Origin of the sequence: Alteraurantiacibacter lauratis, from assembly GCF_037154155.1 — a bacterium.
Taxonomy (GTDB): domain Bacteria; phylum Pseudomonadota; class Alphaproteobacteria; order Sphingomonadales; family Sphingomonadaceae; genus Alteraurantiacibacter; species Alteraurantiacibacter lauratis.
In genome coordinates this window covers 1-20,391 of the sequence record NZ_JBANRN010000018.1, presented here as the reverse complement: position 1 = coordinate 20,391, position 20,391 = coordinate 1, and the positions used below count along the sequence as shown (strand labels likewise).

At 64.4% G+C, this 20,391-nt stretch carries 23 protein-coding genes; 10 read left to right on the top strand and 13 right to left on the bottom strand.

What is annotated here, in order from left to right:
- Positions 1-2: 2 nt before the first annotated feature.
- From WFP39_RS14180 to WFP39_RS14160, 5 genes are read left to right on the top strand one after another with little or no spacing between them, the layout of a single operon-like run.
- The gene (locus WFP39_RS14180) at positions 3-995 is read left to right on the top strand and encodes a ribose-phosphate pyrophosphokinase (RefSeq protein ID WP_336920506.1); all 993 of its coding nucleotides are present in this window, start codon (positions 3-5) and stop codon (positions 993-995) included.
- A 41-nt stretch (positions 996-1,036) separates the two neighbouring features.
- Positions 1,037-3,415, top strand: coding sequence for a phosphoketolase family protein (locus tag WFP39_RS14175; RefSeq protein ID WP_336920504.1), 2,379 nt, complete (start codon positions 1,037-1,039; stop codon positions 3,413-3,415).
- Entirely contained in the window at positions 3,415-4,773 is a 1,359-nt protein-coding gene (locus tag WFP39_RS14170; RefSeq protein WP_336920502.1) for an MBL fold metallo-hydrolase, read from the top strand. Before WFP39_RS14175 ends, WFP39_RS14170 begins: the two co-directional genes overlap by 1 nt.
- On the top strand, positions 4,770-6,290 hold the full coding sequence (locus WFP39_RS14165; protein ID WP_336920501.1) for a thymidine phosphorylase family protein: 1,521 nt from the start codon (positions 4,770-4,772) through the stop codon (positions 6,288-6,290). Before WFP39_RS14170 ends, WFP39_RS14165 begins: the two co-directional genes overlap by 4 nt.
- Positions 6,291-6,327: 37 nt before the next feature.
- Positions 6,328-7,368: a type II glyceraldehyde-3-phosphate dehydrogenase gene (locus tag WFP39_RS14160; RefSeq protein WP_336920500.1), complete on the top strand. Its 1,041-nt coding sequence runs from the start codon at positions 6,328-6,330 to the stop codon at positions 7,366-7,368.
- A gap of 163 nt (positions 7,369-7,531) precedes the next feature.
- On the opposite strand, the gene WFP39_RS14155 is transcribed toward WFP39_RS14160, so the two are convergent.
- From WFP39_RS14155 to WFP39_RS14125, 7 genes are all read right to left on the bottom strand, one after another.
- Positions 7,532-7,831: a hypothetical protein gene (locus tag WFP39_RS14155; RefSeq protein WP_336920498.1), complete on the bottom strand. Its 300-nt coding sequence runs from the start codon at positions 7,829-7,831 to the stop codon at positions 7,532-7,534.
- A gap of 12 nt (positions 7,832-7,843) precedes the next feature.
- A complete protein-coding gene (locus WFP39_RS14150; RefSeq protein WP_336920496.1) occupies positions 7,844-8,053 on the bottom strand; it encodes a DUF2933 domain-containing protein in 210 nt (69 codons plus the stop codon).
- A 175-nt stretch (positions 8,054-8,228) separates the two neighbouring features.
- The gene (gene copD / locus WFP39_RS14145) at positions 8,229-9,119 is read right to left on the bottom strand and encodes a copper homeostasis membrane protein CopD (RefSeq protein ID WP_336920495.1); all 891 of its coding nucleotides are present in this window, start codon (positions 9,117-9,119) and stop codon (positions 8,229-8,231) included.
- A 2-nt stretch (positions 9,120-9,121) separates the two neighbouring features.
- Positions 9,122-9,490, bottom strand: a complete 369-nt coding sequence (copC, locus tag WFP39_RS14140) for a copper homeostasis periplasmic binding protein CopC (protein ID WP_336920493.1) — start codon at positions 9,488-9,490, stop codon at positions 9,122-9,124.
- 84 nt (positions 9,491-9,574) lie between these two features.
- On the bottom strand, positions 9,575-10,087 hold the full coding sequence (locus tag WFP39_RS14135; protein WP_336920492.1) for a DUF411 domain-containing protein: 513 nt from the start codon (positions 10,085-10,087) through the stop codon (positions 9,575-9,577).
- A 55-nt stretch (positions 10,088-10,142) separates the two neighbouring features.
- Positions 10,143-11,195, bottom strand: coding sequence for a copper resistance protein B (locus tag WFP39_RS14130; RefSeq protein WP_336920491.1), 1,053 nt, complete (start codon positions 11,193-11,195; stop codon positions 10,143-10,145).
- Entirely contained in the window at positions 11,192-13,105 is a 1,914-nt protein-coding gene (locus tag WFP39_RS14125) for a copper resistance system multicopper oxidase (RefSeq protein ID WP_336920489.1), read from the bottom strand. Before WFP39_RS14125 ends, WFP39_RS14130 begins: the two co-directional genes overlap by 4 nt.
- A gap of 79 nt (positions 13,106-13,184) precedes the next feature.
- On the opposite strand from WFP39_RS14125, the gene WFP39_RS14120 reads away from it, so the two are divergent.
- Positions 13,185-13,457 (top strand): hypothetical protein, encoded by a 273-nt coding sequence (locus tag WFP39_RS14120; RefSeq protein ID WP_336920487.1) that lies wholly within the window; start codon positions 13,185-13,187, stop codon positions 13,455-13,457.
- An 18-nt stretch (positions 13,458-13,475) separates the two neighbouring features.
- Here the strand turns inward: WFP39_RS14120 and WFP39_RS14115 are convergent, their stop codons facing one another.
- From WFP39_RS14115 to WFP39_RS14100, 4 genes are read right to left on the bottom strand one after another with little or no spacing between them, the layout of a single operon-like run.
- A complete protein-coding gene (locus WFP39_RS14115; protein ID WP_336920485.1) occupies positions 13,476-13,790 on the bottom strand; it encodes a hypothetical protein in 315 nt (104 codons plus the stop codon).
- Between the two features lie 9 nt (positions 13,791-13,799).
- The gene (gene cueR, locus WFP39_RS14110) at positions 13,800-14,222 is read right to left on the bottom strand and encodes a Cu(I)-responsive transcriptional regulator (RefSeq protein ID WP_336920483.1); all 423 of its coding nucleotides are present in this window, start codon (positions 14,220-14,222) and stop codon (positions 13,800-13,802) included.
- Entirely contained in the window at positions 14,219-14,518 is a 300-nt protein-coding gene (locus WFP39_RS14105) for a hypothetical protein (protein WP_336920481.1), read from the bottom strand. The genes cueR and WFP39_RS14105 overlap by 4 nt, the downstream gene beginning before the upstream one ends.
- Positions 14,515-16,896: a heavy metal translocating P-type ATPase gene (locus WFP39_RS14100; protein WP_377923262.1), complete on the bottom strand. Its 2,382-nt coding sequence runs from the start codon at positions 16,894-16,896 to the stop codon at positions 14,515-14,517. Before WFP39_RS14100 ends, WFP39_RS14105 begins: the two co-directional genes overlap by 4 nt.
- 230 nt (positions 16,897-17,126) lie before the next feature.
- Between WFP39_RS14100 and WFP39_RS14095 the strand changes: the two genes are divergently transcribed.
- Positions 17,127-17,795 (top strand): DUF305 domain-containing protein, encoded by a 669-nt coding sequence (locus tag WFP39_RS14095; protein WP_336920479.1) that lies wholly within the window; start codon positions 17,127-17,129, stop codon positions 17,793-17,795.
- Positions 17,796-17,819: 24 nt separating this feature from the next.
- Entirely contained in the window at positions 17,820-18,224 is a 405-nt protein-coding gene (locus WFP39_RS14090) for a DUF302 domain-containing protein (protein WP_336920478.1), read from the top strand.
- A gap of 44 nt (positions 18,225-18,268) precedes the next feature.
- On the opposite strand, the gene WFP39_RS14085 is transcribed toward WFP39_RS14090, so the two are convergent.
- Together WFP39_RS14085 and WFP39_RS14080 are read right to left on the bottom strand one after the other, a co-directional pair.
- A complete protein-coding gene (locus WFP39_RS14085) occupies positions 18,269-18,484 on the bottom strand; it encodes a hypothetical protein (protein WP_336920476.1) in 216 nt (71 codons plus the stop codon).
- 187 nt (positions 18,485-18,671) lie between these two features.
- Positions 18,672-19,232 (bottom strand): DUF305 domain-containing protein, encoded by a 561-nt coding sequence (locus WFP39_RS14080; protein WP_336920475.1) that lies wholly within the window; start codon positions 19,230-19,232, stop codon positions 18,672-18,674.
- A 169-nt stretch (positions 19,233-19,401) separates the two neighbouring features.
- On the opposite strand from WFP39_RS14080, the gene WFP39_RS15265 reads away from it, so the two are divergent.
- The gene (locus WFP39_RS15265) at positions 19,402-19,821 is read left to right on the top strand and encodes a four-helix bundle copper-binding protein (RefSeq protein ID WP_473829099.1); all 420 of its coding nucleotides are present in this window, start codon (positions 19,402-19,404) and stop codon (positions 19,819-19,821) included.
- Positions 19,822-20,021: 200 nt separating this feature from the next.
- Positions 20,022-20,363 (top strand): DUF6629 family protein, encoded by a 342-nt coding sequence (locus tag WFP39_RS14075; protein ID WP_336920473.1) that lies wholly within the window; start codon positions 20,022-20,024, stop codon positions 20,361-20,363.
- Positions 20,364-20,391 lie beyond the last annotated feature (28 nt).

The window sequence follows — 20,391 nt, the reverse complement described above, 5'->3', positions numbered from 1 at the left end:
GAATGCGTGTGATCTTTCCGCTGCCGGGCAACGAAGCATTTGCGAAACGCCTAAGCGAGGCCGGAGGCATCGAACTCGGCAGCCTGGAGACAAGGCGCTTTCCCGACGGGGAAAGCTATGTGCGGCTCCTCACGGACGTCCGAGGCAAATGCGTGGACCTGGTCTGTAGCCTGGCGAATCCCGATCAGGCCTTTCTGAGTCTGGTCTTTGCGGCGGACGCTGCGCGCGAGCTTGGCGCGCGCGAAGTAACGCTGGTCGCGCCCTACCTCGCCTATATGCGTCAGGACCGACGCTTCAGGCCCGGCGAAGCAATTTCCTCGAAGAGCTTCGCCCGGCTCGTATCAGCTACGTTTGACCGGTTGGTTACGGTGGATCCGCATCTTCATCGCTACCCCGAACTGTCTGCACTCTACACGATCCCCAACATCACCCTGCATGGCGCACCGGCGCTCGCCGACTGGATCGCGGCAAACGTAGAGGCGCCGCTGCTGATCGGGCCTGACGAGGAGAGCGAGCAGTGGGTGTCGACGATCGCCTCGCGGGTGGGCGCGCCGTTCACCGTACTGCGCAAGATCCGACACGGCGACCGCAGCGTCGATGTCGAGGTGCCGAATCTCGACGCTTGGCGCGGGCGCCAGCCGGTGCTCGCCGACGATATCGCCTCGTCTGGCCGCACGTTGATCGAAGCAGCGCGCAAGCTGGTGCTCCAAGGCTTTGCGAAGCCGGTCTGCACGGTCATTCATGGGGTGTTCGCCGAAGATTCCTACGAGCGACTTGCTGATCTTTCGAGCCGGATCGTGTCGACGGATTCGGTGACCCATCCGTCCAACGCGATCGCGCTAGCGCCGCTTGTCGCGGAAGCGCTCGCCAAGACTCATGCCAGCGCGCAGGATCTGGTTCGCCATCGCCGGCCCCCCGAGCCGCTCGATGAGGTCGAGCTTGCGGGTTTCGACTCCTTTCCGGCTAGCGACCCGCCGCCCTGGACCGGAGGCTGAAACCGGCTCCGCTACCGGCCAACCACCACAAGCAGGCGAGAATGACACAGGCAGATTTGTTCGAGACTTGGCGAAAGGGGTTCGGCCCCATCGTCCACTCCGATGAGACCGTCGCGCGCGTCCACGCGCTCGCCTCGACCGCAGCGTCAGGGGAGGAGGCGCTCTACCGTACCCTGATCGCCGCGGACCGGCTTGCGAGCGCCTCCATGTGGGCGGTCGTCCACATGACCTATGCTCGGCGCGTCGATCTCTCGGGTGCGCCCCTTCCAGCAGATGCGTTCAAGACCACGCCCGAGGGGCACACGGGCGGGTCGCTCAATATGGTGCCCGCATTCGTCGGCTATCTTGCGGCCAATGTGCTGAGCGCCAGGACTCGCGCCTGGCTGATGGGGCAAGGCCACAGCGTCGCCGCGATCGAGGCGGTCAACGCGCTCACCGGCGACGTCTCGCCGGCACAGCGGGGGCGCTATGATCGAAGCGAAGCCGGCCTCTCGCGTCTGGTTGCGGACTTCTATTCCTATGCCATCGCCGCCGACGGAGCGGCGGCCGTTCCCCTCGGGAGCCATGCCGGGCCCAATACCGCCGGCGCGATCTCCGAAGGCGGCTATCTCGGCTTCGCCGAGGTGCAATATGTGCATATGCCTTTACCCGGCGAAAGCCTCGTCGCCTTTCTGAGCGACGGAGCATTCGAGGAACAACGCGGCTCCGACTGGACCCCTCGCTGGTGGCGCGCCGAGGACAGCGGCTTCGCCATTCCCGTGATGATCCTCAACGGCAGGCGGATCGAGGAGCGAGCGCAGATCGCCCAGCAGGGCGGGGCCGAATGGCTCGCCGACCATCTGCGCCTGAACGGCTTCGATCCCTTCACCATCGATGGGCGCGATCCGGCCGCCTTCGCCTGGGCCATATTGGAGGCCGAGCAGCGCCTTGAGCGCTTCATCGCCGATCCGGGGCGCCGCTATCCCGCGCCTATCCCTTATGTGATAGCCGAATCCGTCAAGGGATTCGGGTTTCCCGGTGCCGGCACCAACGCCGCTCACAATCTGCCGCTCAGCGGAAATCCGGCTTTTGACGATGCGGCGAGACGCGAATTCAACGCGGGCGCGGCTGCGCTGTTCGTCCCGGCCGACGAGATCGAGCGCGCCGTCGAAACCCTCGCCATTCACGGCGCGCAGGATCGACCGCCGGAAAGCCAGCACCCTCTGGCGCTGCGCCATCCCCAATCGCCGGCTCTGCCCGACTTCGACTGGAGCGTCGCTGGCGACCCGCCAGATTGCGCGATGCACGCGCTCGATCGCTGGTTCGTGCGCCTCGTGGAGGCCAACCCCGCGATGCGGGTTCGGGTCGGCAATCCCGACGAGCTGCGCTCGAACCATATGGGAGCTGCGCTCGAGCGCTTGCGGCACCGCGTGAACAACCCCGAGACCGGTGTCGCAGAGGCCATTGACGGAGCGGTCATCACGGCCCTCAACGAGGAGGCCGTGGCCGGCGCCGCTCTCGCCAACAAGGCCGGGCTCAACCTGATCGTGAGCTACGAAGCGTTCGCGATGAAGATGCTGGGCGGCCTGCGCCAGGAGATCGTTTTCGCCCGCCGGCAGCGCGAGATCGGGCACGAGCCTGGGTGGATCTCGGTGCCATTAATCGTCACCTCCCATACTTGGGAAAACAGCAAGAACGAGCAGTCGCATCAGGATCCAACGATCGGAGAAGCCCTGCTTGGCGAGATGAGCGACACCGCACGGGTGTTGTTCCCAGTCGACGCGAACAGCGCGGTGGCGGCGCTGCGGTCGGTTTACCAGGGCCGGGGCCAGGTCGCGTGCCTCATCGTCTCGAAGCGCGATATGCCGCATCGGCTCGATGAAAAGGCCGCGCTCCAGGCTGTCCAGGCGGGTGCAGTCCATATCGAAGGCGCGACCGCGAACGCAGACGTGCAGCTCGTAGCCATCGGCGCCTATCAACTTGAGGAAGCGCTCAAGGCTGCTCGGCGTCTTACCGATACAGGGCTGCGTCCGCTCGTCACGATGTTGATCGAGCCGGGCCGCTTCCGCGTACCACGCGATCCGATCGAGCACGCTTTTGCCGCCGACGACGCGGCGCTCGCGGAGTTCTTTCCACCCAACGCACCCCGCGTGATCGCGACCCATACTCGGCCCGAGCCGATGCTTGGGCTGCTGCGGCGGCTCGACGGTGGGCCGTCAAAGACAATCGCCCATGGCTATATCAGCCGGGGCGGCACTCTGGACGTGGCCGGCATGCTGTTCGCCAACCGGTCGACCTGGGCCCATCTCGTCGAAAGTGCGGCGAGATTGATGAACCGGCCCCGGGATCAGTTCCTCTCCGCAGCCGAATGTGCCGCAATCGATGGCTGCGGCAATCCGCACGACCTCATCAACCCTTGCGCAAACAGAAGGACCGCTTGATGCTAACCATGACTTCGCTGGGCGGGGCCGGGACCGTCACAGGTTCGAAGCATCTGCTCGAACACGACGGCAACCGCATCCTCATCGATTGCGGCCTGTTCCAGGGCATGAAAAACCTGCGCGAGCTCAATTGGGAGCCGCTGGCAGTCCCGGCCGGCAGCGTCGATGCGGTCATTCTCACCCACGCCCATCTCGACCATTCGGGCTATCTTCCGCGCCTCGTCCGGGACGGTTTTCGTGGTCGCATCTACGCAACCGCGGCGACCCGGGATGTTGCCGCACTGATTCTCAAGGATAGCGGCTATCTCAACGAGAAGGACGCCGATTTCCTCAATCGCATCGGGGCCACCCGGCACAAGCCAGCCTTGCCGCTATACGGCGTCAAGGACGCCGAGCGCGCGCTCGAGTTGTTCACGCCGGTATCCTTCTCCGAGCCGGTCGAGCTGCCTGGCGGCGCGATCGTTACGTTCCGCCACGCCGGACACATTCTTGGTGCCGCGACGGCGGACGTCGAATGGGGCGGCCGGCGCATTGCCTTCTCGGGCGACCTCGGCCGATATGCCGACCCTTTCATGCTCGACCCGGAGCCAATTGCAGAAGCCGACTTCGTGGTCATCGAGTCGACCTACGGCAACCGCATTCACGAACCGACCGATCCCGCAGAAGCACTCGGTGAAGTCGTCGAACGCACCGTCGCGCGTGGCGGGACCGTGGTCATCCCGGCCTTTGCAGTCGGGCGCGCCCAGGCACTGCTCTATTATCTATGGAAGTTGCGCGAGGCGGGGCGGTTGAGAAATGTGCCCATCTATCTCGACAGCCCCATGGCCATCAAAGCAACAGACATGCTGTGCGACCACCTTGCCGATCATCGCCTCGCGCCGGAGGTCTGCCGCGCTTCATGCGACATCGCCATCTACACACGCGAGGTCGAGCAATCGAAGGAGATCAGCACGAACTCCTATCCAAAGATCGTCATTTCCGCGAGCGGTATGGCGACCGGCGGGCGCGTTCTTCATCACCTTAAGGCGTTCGCGCCCCATCGGAAGAATTCCATCGTCTTCTCGGGCTTCCAGGCGGCGGGGACGCGGGGTCGCGCGATGCTTGAAGGGGCGCGCGAGGTAAAGATCCATGGCCAGTGGATTCCGGTCGAAGCGGAAGTCGCCGACCTGCCGATGCTTTCGGCTCATGCGGATGCCAATGAACTGATGCGCTGGTTGTCCGGATTTCAGCGCGCGCCGCGGCGGGTCTTCATCGTTCACGGCGAGGCGCAGGCCTCGGAGGCATTACGCTCGCGCATCGATCACGAGCTTGGATGGGATGCCGTCGTTCCGCGCCAGGCGCAGATGTTCGAACTATGACGAGGCCCGATCCAGTGATTCAGCCGACATTGCGTGCTCGGCGGCTCGGTCTTCACACGCAGCACCAGCCGGTCGTGATCATGCGCACGGACTGCCATGTCTGCCGCGCCGAGGGACTGGCCGGGCGCCCCCAGGTATTGCTTTCGGCGGCGGGCCGGGAGGTGCGGGCTGCGCTCTTTCAGGTCGAAGGGGACAGCCTGCTCGCGCCGGATGAAGCCGCCCTGTCCGAAGTCGCGTGGCAGATGCTCGGTGTGACCGAAGGCGCTCCGATCGCGGTCACCCATGCGCCGGCGCTCGAGTCGGTCGCCAGCGTTCGACGGCGGATCTACGGGCATCGCCTCGATGCAGCAGCATTCGCCGGTATTGTGGAGGATGTCGCGGCCGCGCGCTACAGCGATGTGCATCTGTCGGCGTTCCTGACCGCCAGCGCCGTGCTGCCGCTTGACGAGGACGAGACAATCGACCTCACCGCGGCGATGATCGGGGTTGGTGACCGTCTGTCCTGGGGTGCCCCGATCGTGGTCGACAAGCATTGTGTCGGCGGCCTGCCGGGCAATCGGACCACGCCGCTGGTCGTGGCCATCGTTGCGGCCAACGGCCTTCTCATGCCGAAAACCTCCTCGCGTGCGATTACATCGCCCGCCGGAACCGCCGACACGATGGAGACGCTCGCGCCGGTCGATCTTGATATCGCCACGTTGAAGCGCGTGGTCGAGCAGGAAGGTGGCTGCATCGCCTGGGGTGGAGCGATCCACCTCAGTCCGGCCGACGACAAATTCGTGCGGATCGAGCGCGAGCTCGACATCGACACCGAGGGCCAGCTCGTCGCCTCGGTCCTGTCAAAGAAGATCGCGGCCGGCTCGACCCATGTGGTCATCGACATTCCGGTAGGTCCGACCGCGAAGGTGCGCAGCGAAGAGAATGCGCAGCAACTTGCCGAGCGCATGCGCGCGGTCGCTGCGCGCTCGGGCTTGCAAGCACGGTGCCTGCTGACCGATGGCACACAGCCCGTCGGACGCGGTATCGGACCCGCCTTGGAAGCCCGCGACGTGCTGGCTGTACTGCGCAATGAGCCAGACGGGCCGGAAGATCTTCGCCGGCGCGCCGCGGCGCTTGCCGGTGTGGCGCTTGAGATTGGTGGCAAGTCCGAACCGGGCGAGGGCACGGCCCTGGCGCTCGAGACGCTGGCGGACGGGCGAGCCTGGACCAAATTCCAGGCGATCTGCGAGGCCCAGGGCGGCATGCGGGTACCGCCAGTGGCGGAACAAACCCACCCTCTTGCTGCTGCGCGGGACGGGCGGGTCGTCCATATCGACAACCGGAAGCTGGCGCGACTTGCCAAGCTGGCCGGGGCTCCGGAAGTCAAGGCCGCGGGCGTCTTCATGGAGGTTCGTCTGGGCCAGGAGGTGGAGCGGGGCCAACCGCTTCTGCACCTCCATGCCGAGACTGCTGCAGAGCTCGCGTACGCGCTCGATTATGCCGAAGCCGCGGGGGACATCATCCAGGTGGAACCATGATGAAACGTTCCGAAGCCATTGGGGGAGAATGAAAAGGATGACCGAGCACGAGCCAGTCCGCGTCGCGATCAATGGTTACGGCGTCATCGGCAAGCGCGTGGCGGCCGCCGTCATGGCGCAGCCTGACATGAGGCTCGCCGGAATAGTGGACATCGCCACGGACTGGCGACTGCGGCCGCTGGTGGCTCAAGGTATCGATGTTTACTCCGCGACGCCGGAACATGTCGCGCCGATGCGCGAGGCAGGCTTGCCCATCGCCGGCACACTTGATGAGCTTCTCGGGCGGGCCGATCTGGTCGTGGACTGCACGCCCAAGCGTGTCGCAGCCCGAAACGCGGAGACCTATCGAGCGAGCGGGCTCAAGTTCATCGTGCATGGGGGCGAGAAGCATGAGGTCACGGGGCATTCCTTTGTCGCCGAGGTCTCGTTCGAAAGCGCTGTCGGACGCGCGGCGACGCGGGTGGTGTCCTGCAACACAACCTCAATTGTGCGCACCCTGACGGCGCTCAAGCGCGCGGGCCTGTTGAAACGCGCGCGCGGGACGCTGCTGCGACGAGCCACCGATCCATGGGAAAGTCACCTCGGCGGCATCATGAATACGCTTGTCCCTGAGCCTGACATCCCCAGTCATCAGGGGCCGGACGCCCGAAGCGTGGATCCCGAACTCGACGTGGTCACGATGGCGGTCAAGGTGCCGCAGACTCTGGCGCATCTTCACTACTGGTCGGTGCAGCTGACGCGGAGTGCGAGCAAGGAAGAGGTGCTCGACGCCTTCAGGGCCTCATCGCGCATTGCACTGATCCGCGCGGGCGATGGTCTCGCTGCGATCAACACCATCAAGGAACTGATGGCCGACCTCGGCCGCCCGCACGACAACCTCTATGAGGTCGCGCTGTGGGAGGACATGCTCAAGGTCGATAGCGATGAGCTGTTCTACGCCTACATGGTCGACAATCAGGCTATCGTCATTCCCGACACGATCGATGCCATCAGGGCCCTGACCGGCCCGGCTGCCAAATCGGCCCATTCGATCGCCCAGACCAATGAAGCGCTGGGTATTTCGGGAAGGCTCTGCTGACTCTGCACAGGGAGCTGGTTACACCTCAGGTGCGCGCTCGAAAGCCTCGGACAGCACTCCGAGGCGCCGATCGACCGTCTTCACAAGACACAGGTCTGTTATCTGGAACGGCATCGTCGTCGCGACTTGCCGATCAAGCCGCACTCGCGCCACTAGCTCTTCGTCACTTCGCTGACGGTGGCTCCATGAACTTTACCATATTGTAGATCGCAGCAACGACCGCGCCCGTGAAGCCGCCGGCGAGAAGCGCCCAGGCCCCTCCGACGCACAGCGCCGCAAGCGAGCCAACCGCAAAGCTTGTGAAGAGCCCGATAAAGGCATGCGTCACCGGTACGCCGACCGTGGCTCCGGCCCAGCATGCCGCGTAGACGACGAATAGCGACAGGGCTCCCGTCAAGGAGAGGCGCCCGACCGAAAGCGGCAGGCGGCTCTCAACGATCGGGGAATCTGTCGCGCCTGTCATCGCGTGTCTCCTTCACTGATCGCGGTGCGCCCCATGGCCGCCATGCGAGCCGTGCATGAGCAGGTGCATGAGCGGGCAAAGCGCAAAGATGAGCAGCGGCCAATATCCGGCTTCCTCGCGCGATGAGCCGATCGAGTACCAGATGGCGAGGAGCACCACCGCACCCACCATGAGCGACACCAGAACGGTCAGACCGCGCTTGCTGTTGGTCCTGCCTTGCACTGGCTGATCTCCTTCAGCGCATTCCTAGCCGCCGGGGCCAATCGCGATCCCTTGTAGCAGACGGATGACAAAGTGGAAAAGATTAGGCGGCCCGGAAGACAGTCTCCCGATAGAGAAGCTGCTGCATCCGACCGTTGCTCAAGGCCAAGTTCGCGAAGAAGGGCAACGACGGGCGTCAAGGCAACGGTTCGAGGGTTCCGAGCCAGGCGACCAGCGCCAGCACGGCCAGGCCAAGTACCGTTTCGATCACGATCGTGCGACGCAGGCTCGTTACGGTTCCCGGGAGTTGCCGCTTCGCAAGCGCGGGCGTGAGATAGTAGCGATTGATCCCGGCAAGGATCAGCATTGCGGCGAACGCTGCGAGTTTCAGCAGCAGTAGCTGCCCGTAGGGCGTGAACGGCAAGCGAGCGATCCCCTCAAGGCCGGTCAAGAACCAGCCATTGACGAGCCCGCTGAGCACAAGGACCAGCACCAGCGGCACGCCAAGCGCCGAAAAGCGCGCGAGCGCCGTTTCCAGCTGGACGATGTCGTGGGGCCCGTCGGCGCTGCGTAGCAGCGGGAGGAAACCGAACAATGCGCCAATCCATAAGGCTGCGGCCCAGGCGTGAAACGCGTCCGCGACGAGGTGAACCCAGCTTTCGCTGGCCGCGGCATGGCCCATCCATGCGAGACTTGCCGCCGCGATGGCGCCAAGGCCACCCGTGGCGACCAGGGTGGCTCGCGACAGGGGCAGGGTCACCAGCAGCAGCAGTGCTGCGCCGGCCGCTACCGCTCGAACAACGGCCGCCTTCCCGAAGCTCATGAAGGAGATGACACTGCCCACTGCTTCGAATGAAAATCCCCCCGCGAGGGAGCCGGTAAACAGGCTTGCCTGGAACGCGATGGCGAGCAGGGCTGCTACGGCAAGGATCGCGGCCCCAGTTGTGAGCAACCGCCTTGTGGCCCGGTCCAGGGAGGGGGAGGTCGGTCCGGCAGGCGCGTACAGGAAAAAGAGCGACGACCCGAAGAGGATCGCCGCTCCTGTATATTGCAGCAGCCTGAGGGAGATGATCGCGAGTTCGATCACGCTCAGCCCACCCGGAAGTTCACATGCCCTTCCATCTTGTGCCCGTCTGAACCCGCTGCCGTCCAATGGATCGCGTACGAGCCGCGGTGGAGCGACGACCGAACAGTGCCGATGATCCGTTTCCCGTCGGATGAGACGGTTGTCTCGACCGGAATCTTCATATCGTGCTCTGGCATCAGCAGCTCGAACTTGGAGAACGCGGGAACCACTCGCTCATTGAAGGTCAGCGTGATGGTTCTTGGCGAAGCGGTGACGGTGGCATTGGCTGCCGGGCTGGAACTGACCAGCTTCGTATGGGCAGAAGCGGGGAGCGTCGTCGCCAGCCCGGCGCTGACCAGGGCCACTGCGAGTCCGGCTTTGAGGAATTTCATGATCGACCTCCTGAATTGTATCGAGTTTGATATGAACGGGCGGGGATGCACATCTTCTGAATGTTTGCGGGGACCTGCGTTCAGCTAGCCACGCGCGAAGACTTCGGTCCTGCCGTTGCGGTCGAAGCCGATCACATCGAAGGGATCCTTTGCTCCATCGGGCATTTCCATGCCCGGTGAACCGCGAGGCATTCCGGGCACAGCGAGGCCGATGAACGGGCCCCCGTCGGCCACGAGCCGCTTGAGGTGAGCGATCGGAACGTGCCCTTCGAACACCAGCCCGGCCAACTGCGCGGTATGGCAGGATGCGAGCTGCGCCGGAACGCCGAGCGCCCGCTTGCGTGCGGGCATGTCGGGGTCCTCGATCATGCGTACGGAAAAACCCTCGCGTTCGGCTATCCGCACCCAGTCTTCGCAGCACGGGCAGTTGGGATCGCGGTAGACTGTCATGATCGGCTGCGCCGCGGCGCCGTCGCCAGACAGACCGCTCGTTTGCTGGCCCGCCTCGCTCTTGCCGGAGCAGGCAGCCAAGCCAAATACCCCGGTGACTGCCAGCCCGAAGACCAGGTGCCGGCGTGAAAGGTCGGAACGGATCATGATCGTCCTCCGTGTGGATGGCGCACGCGATGCGCGTCATGTTTCTTTGCAATCATCAGAACCATGCCCTCACGCCAGCAAGAAGGCGCAAGCCGCTTACCTTCTCGCCGGCGGCTCGCCGGAAATCGCGCGTCTCCCCGGTGGCGGCTTCGTACTCAATGCCGAGGTAGGGGGCGAAGAGCTGGGTAACCTGGTAGCGCAATCGCGCTCCGATCGCGGCAGAGTTCAGGCCCGAGCCGATCGCTCTTGAGGGGATGTCCTGGAGCGCGAATTCCAGTTCAGCACGGGGCTGCAGGATCAGGCGCTGCGTGATCCGCATGTCGTGCTCCGCCTCGATGCGCGCGGTCACATCCCCCTCGTCCGACAGAAATGCGGCCGCGTCGAGCTCGATCCAGTAAGGCGCGAGACCCTGAACGCCGAGGACCAGGTGGACGCGATCTTCGCCGGGACCGACGTCGAGCCTGACGCCGGTTTGCAGATCGAACCACGGCCCGATGGCATGGCTCCACAGGGCCTGCAATTCGGCGCCGTCGAACGCACCGCCAAAACCACCATGGCCTTCTGCCTTCAGCCACAGCTTGTCGATGTCGCCGCCGTACCAGGCCTGCGCGTCGAACAGATACACGTCCTGTCCGTCGACCAGCTGCGCTTCGAGACGATCGACGAGCACCCTGTAGCTCTTTACGCCCCCGTGCATCGCGCCGAGCTCTGTGCGCCTGGCAATGGCCATGGCCGTCTCGCCGAATACGCCGTCGGCAGCATATTCGGGTCCGCTGAAGGCTTCAGGAGGTGGCCCGGCGATCGGCGGCAGAGACGCTGCCTCTGTCGGCTGACCGCCGGCGGCCGCATCGTGATCGGCATGGGGATCGGGCGGAGCGCCTTCCGGAGCCGGAGCCGAGGCCACGTGGCCGGCATGCGGGTCAACCGCCACCGGCTCACCGGCATGCGCCGAATGGTCGGACTCGGCCTGCGCGGGACCCGCTTCACTGTCGGCTTGCGAGGTTGCCTGCGATTCCTGCGCATGAGCGCTGTGATCGTCATGCTGGGCGAGGACGGCGCCCGGCGTGAACGCCGCGACAGCCGCGGCCAGGAAAAGATACGACCTCATGCGGCGTCTCCTTCGAGCGGCCGCACTTTGACGATGCGCATCATCCCGGCGTGCATGTGATAGAGCAGGTGGCAGTGAAACGCCCAGTCGCCGGGCGCGTCGGCGGTCAGGTCGAGGTCGACATAGCCGCCCGGCAGCACCCTGACCGTGTGCTTGAGCGGCTGATGCGCCCCGTGTCCGTTGACGAGCTCGAAGAAGTGGCCGTGGAGGTGCATCGGGTGAGTCATCATCGTGTCGTTGATGAGCCGGAGGCGGACGCGTTCGTCGCGTGCAAAGCGATAGGGCTCGGGGTTTTCGGACAGCTTCTCGCCATCCATCGACCACATGAAACGCTCCATGTTGCCGGTAAGATGGATCTCGAGCATGCGTGTGGGAGGGCGCGTGTCGCGTCGCGGACGCAGCGATGCCAGATCCCGATAGGTCAGCACGCGATGCCCGACATTGTCCAGGCCGATACCGGGGTCGCCGATCCGGTCCATCGGCATCGGTGCGATCATGTCGACCCCGGGTCCGACTGGAAAATCGACCTTCGATTTGTCGCGCATGTTCATGCCCGCCATGTCGGACGCAGCTGCGCTCGCATCGGCGCCGGGCGAAGCTGCGTGCGCCATCCCTCCCATGGCCATCCCGGCATGATCCATCGACGCATGGCCGCCTGCCGGCGCGGAAGAGCCATGTCCCATGGCAGAGTGGTCGACGGCGGGGCTAGACGCGCTCGAGTGGTTCATGTGCTCGGTGCCCGAGGCTGCCGCGGCTGGCTCTGCATGGGCCCCGGCCTCGTGACCGGCACCATGATCCATGCCCATGTCCCGCATCCCTAGCGTCGGGCGCTCGCGCAGCGGCGGCACGGCGGCGCGCATTCCGGCGCGCGGCGCGAGTGTCGCGACGCCCATTCCCGAGCGGTCGATCGTCTCGGCGACGAAGGAGTAGGCCTGGTCTGCCGGCTGCACGATCACGTCGTAGGTTTCGGCATTGCCGATCTGGAACTCGTCCACCTCGACCGGCTGGACCTCGATCCCGTCGCTCGCGACGACGGTCATTGGCAGACCCGGAATACGCAGATTGAAGGTCGTCTGGGTCGCCGCATTGATGATACGCAGCCGAACCCGCTCGCCCGGCCGGAACAGACCGGTCCAGTTTTCCTGCGGGCTGTGGCCATTGACGAGGAACTGGTAAGCCGCCCCGGTCACGTCGGCAATGTCCGTCGGATCCATGCGCATGCGAGCGAACATCTCCCGCTCTTCGGGCGTCAAGGGGTCCGTCTTGGCCCCAATCCGGTCGGCGAGAGTGAGCTTCTGCCGATTGAAGAAGCCGCCTTCCTGCTTGAGCCGGGAGAAGATCGTGTGCGGGTGCATGAAGCTCCAGTCGGACAGCACGATGACGTGCTCGCGATCCGACCCGATCGGGTCGGGCCCGGCCGGGTCGATGATCATCGGTCCATAGTGACCGAGCTGCTCCTGCAACCCGCTGTGGCTGTGATACCAGTAGGTACCCGAGTGGATCAGCGGAAACTCGTAGACGAACGTCGAGTGCGGCTTGATCCCCGGAAAGCTGACGCCCGGAACCCCGTCCATCGCGAACGGTACGAGCACACCATGCCAGTGGATCGACGTATCCTCGTCGAGGTGGTTGGTGACCGCCAGGCGGACCTTCTCGCCCTCCCTGAACCGGAGGAGCGGCCCGGGGATCGAGCCGTTGATCGTGACCGCGTGGCCGAGCCGCCCGTTAACGTCGAAAGCCTGTTCGGCGATCGTGAGGTCGATGTCGGGGCCGGTCAGCGTGCCGAACCCCTTGGCGGCGGCGCCATGGCTGACGCTCTGCGCCCAGGCCGGCCGAAGCGCCGACAAGCCGAGCACGGCGGCCCCGCCAGCGACGAAGCGGCGCCGGTCCAAAGATAGAATGCTGGTCATGAAAGACCTTTCCAGGATCGTGTCAGGCGGGGGCGCCGGCCAAAACGGCGCCCCACACCCATCAATTGCCGTGTTGCGAATGATCGGCCGGCGCGTCGCCGGCCTCTTCATGGTACTTGTCGCAGCACTCCATTGCCTGCCCCTGCTGCCGCATCTTCTCGCAGCAATCCTTCATGTGCTCCGTGTGTTCCGACGGGTGCGAGGGTTGCGGTTGTCCGCGCTGCTCCTCGGCATGCTGGGCATGACCGGCGTGGGCATCGGCGGGGGGCGCGCTTTGCGCGGCGGCGGGTGTCGCGATGGCAAGCGCCAGCGCTCCAAGAAGTACTCTCATGTGATTTTCTCCAAGATCTGAAGCTGAAGGGGGTAAGCTTCAGCCTTGCCTTGGAGGGGGAGTCGCGATTTCGAGCTCAAGCCCGGCCAGGAGACCGACCGGTGCGGCCGTGAGCGGCGCCTTCGGCGTTATCTCGGTTTCCGCCAGAGGAGAATCGAGCGACGGGATCGCCGTGCAGGCGGCACAGTGATGATTGGGGCCTGCCGGAGCCTTGCCCGGTTCGGAATGTTCGTCGCAGTGGCCGGCCTCGACTGCTGCGGACGCCGGTGCGCCAACCGCGGCCGCCTGCGCCATGCCCAAGGGCATGAGCATCAGCGCAATCGCTGTCACCAGGCGGAGCAGAGTCGAAACCATAGAGCGCATCTACGCCAAGCTGCCTTTACCGTTCTTGACTGGCGCAAGCTCCGCCAGGTCCCCAAGGATCGGACATTCGGGACGGTCGTCACCATGGCACCTGGCCGCGAGATGCTCAAGCGAGCGGCGCATGTCGTCAAGCTCAAGAGCCTTGCGCCTGAGCTCGGCGGCGCGTGCCAAAGCCAGCTTCTTCACGTCCGCGCTCGAACGGTCCCGGTCGTTCCACAGCGCCAGCAACTGGCGGATTTCCTCAATCGGGAAGCCGGCGTCGCGGGCTCGTCCAATGAAACGCAGCGCATGGACGTCGCGCGCGTCGTATTCGCGGTAGCCGGAATCCCGCCGCGCGGCGGCCGGGACCAGCCCGATCTTTTCATAGTGGCGGATCATGCGCTGGCTGATGCCGGAGGCCGCCGCGGCTTCACCGATCTTCATCGCAACCACTCCGCTATGGCATAGGCGAACAAGGCTCCGATGATGAGCCAGCACGCCCAGTATCCGAACCGCTCGAGCCGCGCCGGCCTGTAGCCTTCGGCCGACTGCAGCCGCATCGCCCCGACCATGCCGAAGAGATGCACGACGACCCCGCCGACAAGCGCAGGCCACGCCAGGGCCGGGACCCGGTCGGCAAAGAGAACTCCGGCGCCAAAGCCAGCCACGCCCGCACCGACGGCAGACAGCGATCCGAGCGCCGCTCGAGCGCGATCGTCGTGCGGGCGTACGGTCCTCAAAGTCTCGCGCTCCTCAGGCGAAGCGAGTTTCCGATCACCGCGACCGAGCTGAACGCCATCGCCGCGCCGGCGATGATCGGGCTCAGCAGGATGCCAAACCACGGATAGAGGATCCCCGCGGCAATCGGGACGCCGGCGGCGTTGAATACGAACGAGAAGAACAGGTTCTCGCGGATGTTGCGCATCGTCGCCCGGCTGAGGCGCCGCGCGCGCACAATGCCGCCCAAGTCCCCTTTGACTAGGGTGACCGCCGCACTCTCCATGGCGACATCCGTTCCGGTGCCCATGGCAATGCCGACGTCGGCTGCTGCAAGCGCGGGGGCGTCATTGATCCCGTCGCCGGCCATCGCGACGCGGCGGCCATCGCGGCGCAGCTGCTCCACCTTGGTCTGCTTCTGGTCGGGCAGCACCTCGGCCATGACCTCGTCGATCCCGACGCGGCGCGCCACGGCTTCAGCAGTGCGCCGGTTGTCGCCGGTCATCATCACCACATGGATGCCGCCACGCCGCAGATTGGCGACCGCCTCGACAGCCGTATCCTTGATCGGATCGGCGACTACGACGAGCCCGGCCAGTCGTCCGTCGACGCCGACGAACATCACACCTTCGCCATCGGCGCGATGCTCGTCGGCCTGGGACTCAAGAGCTTCGCTCGAGATACCGGCGTCGGCCAGCAAAGCCTTGTTGCCGAGCAATATGGTCCTGCCGTTTACCTGCCCGGTCACCCCTTTTCCGGTGATGGAGGCGAAATCGGAACTCTCCGGCAGCGCCAAGCCTCGCTCCTCTGCGCCTTCGACAATGGCTGCCGCGAGCGGATGCTCACTACCCCGTTCGAGAGCCGCTGCCAGGGCGAGAACCTCGTCGGCGGCAAACCCTTCGACCGGCTTGACGGCCACGAGCTTCGGCTTGCCGAGAGTAAGCGTGCCCGTCTTGTCGACGACGAGCGTGTCGATCTTCTCCATCAGCTCGAGCGCCTCGGCGTTCTTGACCAGCACGCCGGCCTGCGCACCCCGCCCGGTTCCCACCATGATCGACATCGGGGTGGCCAGGCCGAGCGCACAGGGGCAGGCGATGATAAGCACCGCGACGCCGTTGACCAGCGCGTGCGCCAGCCGCGGCTCGGGACCGACAAAGTTCCAGACCAGGAAGGCGAGAATGGCTATGAGGACAACCGCCGGAACGAACCATCCGGAGACCTTGTCGGCGAGCGCCTGGATAGGCGCGCGCGAGCGCTGCGCGTCGGCGACCATCCGCACGATCTGCGCCAGCATCGTATCGCGTCCGACGCGCTCGGCTTTCATCAGCAGCGAACCGGTGCCGTTGACCGTCGCGCCGGTGACGCGATCGCCCGGGTTCTTCTCCACCGGCACTGGCTCGCCACTGATCATCGACTCGTCGACCGAACTCCGCCCGTCGGTCACGACGCCGTCGACCGGAACCTTTTCACCGGGCCGGATGCGGAGCAGGTTGCCGACGTGCACATGTTCGAGCGGAATATCTTCTTCGGAGCCATCGTCGTTGACGCGGCGTGCGGTCTTCGGGGCCAGGCCCAGCAGCGCGCGGATTGCCCGGCCGGTCGCCGAGCGAGCCCGCAACTCGAGCACCTGCCCCAGCAGGACCAGCGTGGTGATGACGGCCGCGGCCTCGAAATAGACCGGCACCAGACCGCCCATGGTCCGCAGCGAGGCCGGGAATATCCCGGGCGCAGCGGTCGCAACGACGCTGTAGCCGTAGGCCACCCCGACGCCGAGCCCGATCAGCGTGAACATGTTGAGGTTGCGGGTTTTGAGCGAGGCCCAGAAACGCTCGAAGAACGGCCAGCCACCCCACAAGACGACGGGTGTCGCCAGCGCGAGCTGAATCCACATCGAGGTCCGCATCGGCAGCGGCTCCCAGCCGAACAGCTCGGCCGCGATCACGAACAGTGCCAGCGGCACGGTGAAGAGCGCGCTGACCCAGAACCGCCGGTTCATGTCGATCAGCTCGGGATTGGGGCCTTCCTCGAGCGTGGGTTCGAGCGGTTCGAGCGCCATGCCGCAGATCGGGCACGTGCCGGGCTCATCACGGCGGATCTCGGGGTGCATCGGGCACGTCCAGATCGTGCCCGCGGCGGCTTGGGGCAGGGCAGCCATGGCCGGATGCGTCACCGCCGGATCGCTCGCGGCGGGATTGAGAAATCGGTCGGGGTCGGCCTTGAACCTGTCGAGGCACCGCGAGCTGCAGAAGTAATAGGTCGTGCTGCCGAGTTGATGTGTGTGTTCGGCCGTTCGGGTGTCGACCTTCATGCCGCACACCGGATCCGTGACGATAGTCGGCTCGCCAACTTCAACGGGGGTACCGCCGTGCCCGTGGTCGTGCGCGCTGCAGCCCTCCGCCATCGCCAGTCCTTTCAGGTTCGACTCACTACTCGAGCCAATATAGAGTTTGACATGGTGTCAAGGTCAAGGCGGCAATCCAGAGTGCCACAATTCCTTTCACATCCGGCCTGGCTGGCTTCCTTTGCTTCGGGAGCAACTGCCTGGACCAGCGGCCCCGGGTGTCTGCGCTGGCGGAACCAAAGGTCCGTTGCGCCGCTTATCGCGCAGGCCGAGCTTCGAGAGGAAACGTCATGCGGGTATTTGCTTTAGTGGGCGCAGCTGTGGCGATTGCCGGACTTGGCGCATGCTCGCAGTCGGAGGAATCCGAGCAGAACGCCGCGACGCCGATGGAGCAGGCATCTCCGATGGCAGGCGGCCAGACGATGATGAACGACGAGGAGATGGACCGCCAGATGGCGGCCATGACCGGCCCGTTCGCCGACTCCGAACGTGACATGCATCGCGCGATGCGGACGGCCGTTGGCGTCGACGTGGCCGACACCTGGACCCGCAAGATGATCGCCCATCATGAGGGAGCCATCGAGATGTCCCGAGCCTTCCTCGCCCAGGAAGGAGGCAGGGAGGATGCCCGAGCGATGGCGCAGCAAGTCATCGACAAGCAGACCAAGGAGGTCGCCGAACTGCGGAGCCTGCTCAAGGATGGCGAAGGGCAGCCCGCATCCGCGCAGCCTTACTTCTCTGCGGAGCGCGACATGATGCACGCGATGATGAACGCACGCCGCGACGACGTCACGGAAAGCTTCCTGGCCAAGATGCTGGAGCATCACCGGGGCGGCGTGGCGTTGTCCGAAGTTGTGATCGCCGAAGGAAAGGACGAGCAGATCCTCGCCAAGGCGCGGAAGACCAGAGACGATCAGGCGAAGGAAGCCGCTGAGACCGAGGAGATGCTCGAAGCGTAAGGGCGGCCTAGATGCGAGAAGGACATGTCCTATTACATCTCAACGATGCTGAACGGGGATATTGCGGATGCAAGCGCACGAGTTGAAGTTGCGCTCAAGCAAGAAGGCTTCGGGGTCATAAGCCGCATCGACATTCGCGAGACCCTCAAGGCGAAGATCGGGGTCGACTTCCGGCCGTATCTGATCCTGGGCGCCTGCAACCCCAAGCTTGCGCATGAAGCGCTTCAGCTCGAGGACAAGGTCGGCACCATGCTACCCTGCAACGTGGTCGTGCAGCAGTTGTCCCCTGGTGTGATAGAGGTAGCGGCGATCGATCCGGTGGCGTCGATGCAGGCGATCGCCAACCCGGCGCTTCAGCAAGCGGCGCAGGAAGTGAGAAGTAGGTTGGCGTCGGTCATCGAATGTCTTGGTCAAACTCGGGCGACCTGACGCTAGGCCTCTAACGCCCTTGGTGGGGTCTCAAAGCCGACCCGTCAATTCATCCCAAGCATCGCCCGGCATCGAGCGTGCGTGACGTTCATTGGATTCATGCCCCTGCCTTTGGCCTCCGCGTGATCGTGCCGGTGATCGACGCCCATATCGCGCTCCATTCGCTCGCAATAGGCGCGCTCGTCAGCTGTGACCTCGCTCGTTGTTACGCAAGCAGCTAGCGGCATAGCCGTTGTGAGAGCGAGAAGAATCTTCAGCATGGGGAGCTCCTTCAAGCGCCGCATGCCCGCCAGCCTGCCCAAGACAGATTTGCATGTTGTCCCAGCTTCGTTGCCTGCGGCTAACCACGAATGGCGATTAAGACGCTTAGAAGATCTACCAGCCGTGACGGCTCAGCTATTCGTAGATTACCGGATGCGCCCATGTTTGCGGAGGTTCATTGGACTGCTACCGGACGGCGTCTTGAATCTTTGGAAGCATCTCTGGGGTTACGACGGCCTCGCGCGCGGGCAGGGGGACATCGCCACGTTGCCCAGAGGATTCGATGTCATCGATCAGCAACTTCATCTCGGCAATCTCCCGAACTTGGCTCGAGATGATCTCGTCAGCGAGTTCTCGTACTCGCGGATCGCTGATCGCAGCCTTTCGCGCATTGTTGATGGCAATGGAGTGGTGAGGAATCATTGCGCGCATGAACGTCACGTCTCCAACGAGCGCTTGGGTTCGGTTCACGGCCAGGAGGGCGATCCCCGCGACGACAGCTGCAACCAGGACCATCACCTTGGTGCTTTGCCCTTCGTACATCGACCACATGAAGCCCAGCATGACGGCGGTCATCACGCATCCCATCACCAGGGATGCGATGAAGCGGTTCAGGCTGAACATGACGTGCTCAGAGCTGTAGACCAGCTGATACATCAGCACGAACATGATGGCGCTAGACGTCGCGATCATCGCTACAAAGCGCCCCCATCCCATTTTGCTCATCGCTTGATGCTGCTTCTCCATCCGGGTGCCTCCGCAGTGCGTGGTTGAGTTGGCCGAAGCCGGCCAGCTTACTCCGGTTAACCCAACGGCTCCGTTTGTTGTTCCTACGACACGCCTCAACGCAGGGGCGGGACCCGAAATCTCGGCATGACATTCAAAGCAACAGAGGCAGCAGCCATAGGAGACTAGCATGCACCACATGCGGGAGATGATCGCCACACACCCCAGCGTTCAGGGCAATACCAATGACGTGCTGATCAGCTGTATCGAAGAATGTTATTCCTGTGCACAGACATGCATTTCGTGCGCGGACGCATGTCTTGCCGAAGAGATGGTGGAACAGCTGCGTCAATGCATTCGGCTGAACCTCGATTGTGCGGATCTGTGTCTTGCGGCGGGCTCGGTGGGCACTCGACGGACCGGCAGCAATGAGGAGATTATCGCAGCCACAATGCGGGCATGCGCGGCTGCGTGCCGGGCCTGTGCGGAGGAGTGCGAGCGGCACGCGAGCAAACATGAGCATTGCCGCATTTGCGCTGAGCACTGCCGTCGTTGTGCGGAGGCATGCAACGAAGCGGCGGATTCCGTTCGCACCCCAGTTGCTGCCTGATCCAGCTGGACCGGTCCAGGCATCTTTCCAGCCCGGACTATACGCGCCGGCGGCGTTCGCGGCTTAGGGTATGCAGGGACTCAACAGCCGGGCCGTAGGTTGCCGATTGCAGGCGTATCGTGTGGAGAAGTGGCCTCTACGCTGTTCTTGTCCCACTAGCGCGGTGGAGAAGCTTCGCGGAACATCATAAGGGCTAGGCCATGTGCTTTTCGGCTCAGGCCAGCTTCGTTGCCGGATCGGTCCTGCTTGCAGTGGGCGCGGTGACACTAAAGCAGGTGCGAGTTCGCACGGAATTACCTTACGCAGCGATCCCAGGCTTATTCGGAGTACAGCAGCTCTTCGAGGGCGGTCTTTGGCTGGCCCTGGCGAGCGGACAGAGTCACTTGGCTTCGGCGCTCACCCATTTCTACGCATTTTTCTCGCACGTACTCTGGCCCGTTTACGTACCGCTCGCCGTGCTCGCGATCGAGCGCGTCGGCTGGCGCCGGCGGCTGTTAGGGTCTAAACCCAATCAGCCTCTTGAAATTCAGTGCGTGTATTGATTCAGAGTGTCTCCGCTGAAGCAGGAGA

Excerpts from the sequence above, each read along its gene's own strand:
- WFP39_RS14180 (WP_336920506.1), top strand. The coding sequence starts at position 3 with ATGCGTGTGATCTTTCCGCTGCCGGGCAACGAAGCATTTGCGAAACGC.
- WFP39_RS14175 (WP_336920504.1), top strand. The coding sequence starts at position 1,037 with ATGACACAGGCAGATTTGTTCGAGACTTGGCGAAAGGGGTTCGGCCCC.
- WFP39_RS14170 (WP_336920502.1), top strand. The coding sequence starts at position 3,415 with ATGCTAACCATGACTTCGCTGGGCGGGGCCGGGACCGTCACAGGTTCG.
- WFP39_RS14165 (WP_336920501.1), top strand. The coding sequence starts at position 4,770 with ATGACGAGGCCCGATCCAGTGATTCAGCCGACATTGCGTGCTCGGCGG.
- WFP39_RS14160 (WP_336920500.1), top strand. The coding sequence starts at position 6,328 with ATGACCGAGCACGAGCCAGTCCGCGTCGCGATCAATGGTTACGGCGTC.
- WFP39_RS14155 (WP_336920498.1), bottom strand. The coding sequence starts at position 7,831 with ATGACAGGCGCGACAGATTCCCCGATCGTTGAGAGCCGCCTGCCGCTT.
- copC (WP_336920493.1), bottom strand. The coding sequence starts at position 9,490 with ATGAAATTCCTCAAAGCCGGACTCGCAGTGGCCCTGGTCAGCGCCGGG.
- WFP39_RS14135 (WP_336920492.1), bottom strand. The coding sequence starts at position 10,087 with ATGATCCGTTCCGACCTTTCACGCCGGCACCTGGTCTTCGGGCTGGCA.
- WFP39_RS14130 (WP_336920491.1), bottom strand. The coding sequence starts at position 11,195 with ATGAGGTCGTATCTTTTCCTGGCCGCGGCTGTCGCGGCGTTCACGCCG.
- WFP39_RS14125 (WP_336920489.1), bottom strand. The coding sequence starts at position 13,105 with ATGACCAGCATTCTATCTTTGGACCGGCGCCGCTTCGTCGCTGGCGGG.
- WFP39_RS14120 (WP_336920487.1), top strand. The coding sequence starts at position 13,185 with ATGATCGGCCGGCGCGTCGCCGGCCTCTTCATGGTACTTGTCGCAGCA.
- WFP39_RS14115 (WP_336920485.1), bottom strand. The coding sequence starts at position 13,790 with ATGGTTTCGACTCTGCTCCGCCTGGTGACAGCGATTGCGCTGATGCTC.
- cueR (WP_336920483.1), bottom strand. The coding sequence starts at position 14,222 with ATGAAGATCGGTGAAGCCGCGGCGGCCTCCGGCATCAGCCAGCGCATG.
- WFP39_RS14100 (WP_377923262.1), bottom strand. The coding sequence starts at position 16,896 with ATGGCGGAGGGCTGCAGCGCGCACGACCACGGGCACGGCGGTACCCCC.
- WFP39_RS14095 (WP_336920479.1), top strand. The coding sequence starts at position 17,127 with ATGCGGGTATTTGCTTTAGTGGGCGCAGCTGTGGCGATTGCCGGACTT.
- WFP39_RS14090 (WP_336920478.1), top strand. The coding sequence starts at position 17,820 with ATGTCCTATTACATCTCAACGATGCTGAACGGGGATATTGCGGATGCA.
- WFP39_RS14085 (WP_336920476.1), bottom strand. The coding sequence starts at position 18,484 with ATGCTGAAGATTCTTCTCGCTCTCACAACGGCTATGCCGCTAGCTGCT.
- WFP39_RS14080 (WP_336920475.1), bottom strand. The coding sequence starts at position 19,232 with ATGGAGAAGCAGCATCAAGCGATGAGCAAAATGGGATGGGGGCGCTTT.
- WFP39_RS15265 (WP_473829099.1), top strand. The coding sequence starts at position 19,402 with ATGCACCACATGCGGGAGATGATCGCCACACACCCCAGCGTTCAGGGC.
- WFP39_RS14075 (WP_336920473.1), top strand. The coding sequence starts at position 20,022 with ATGTGCTTTTCGGCTCAGGCCAGCTTCGTTGCCGGATCGGTCCTGCTT.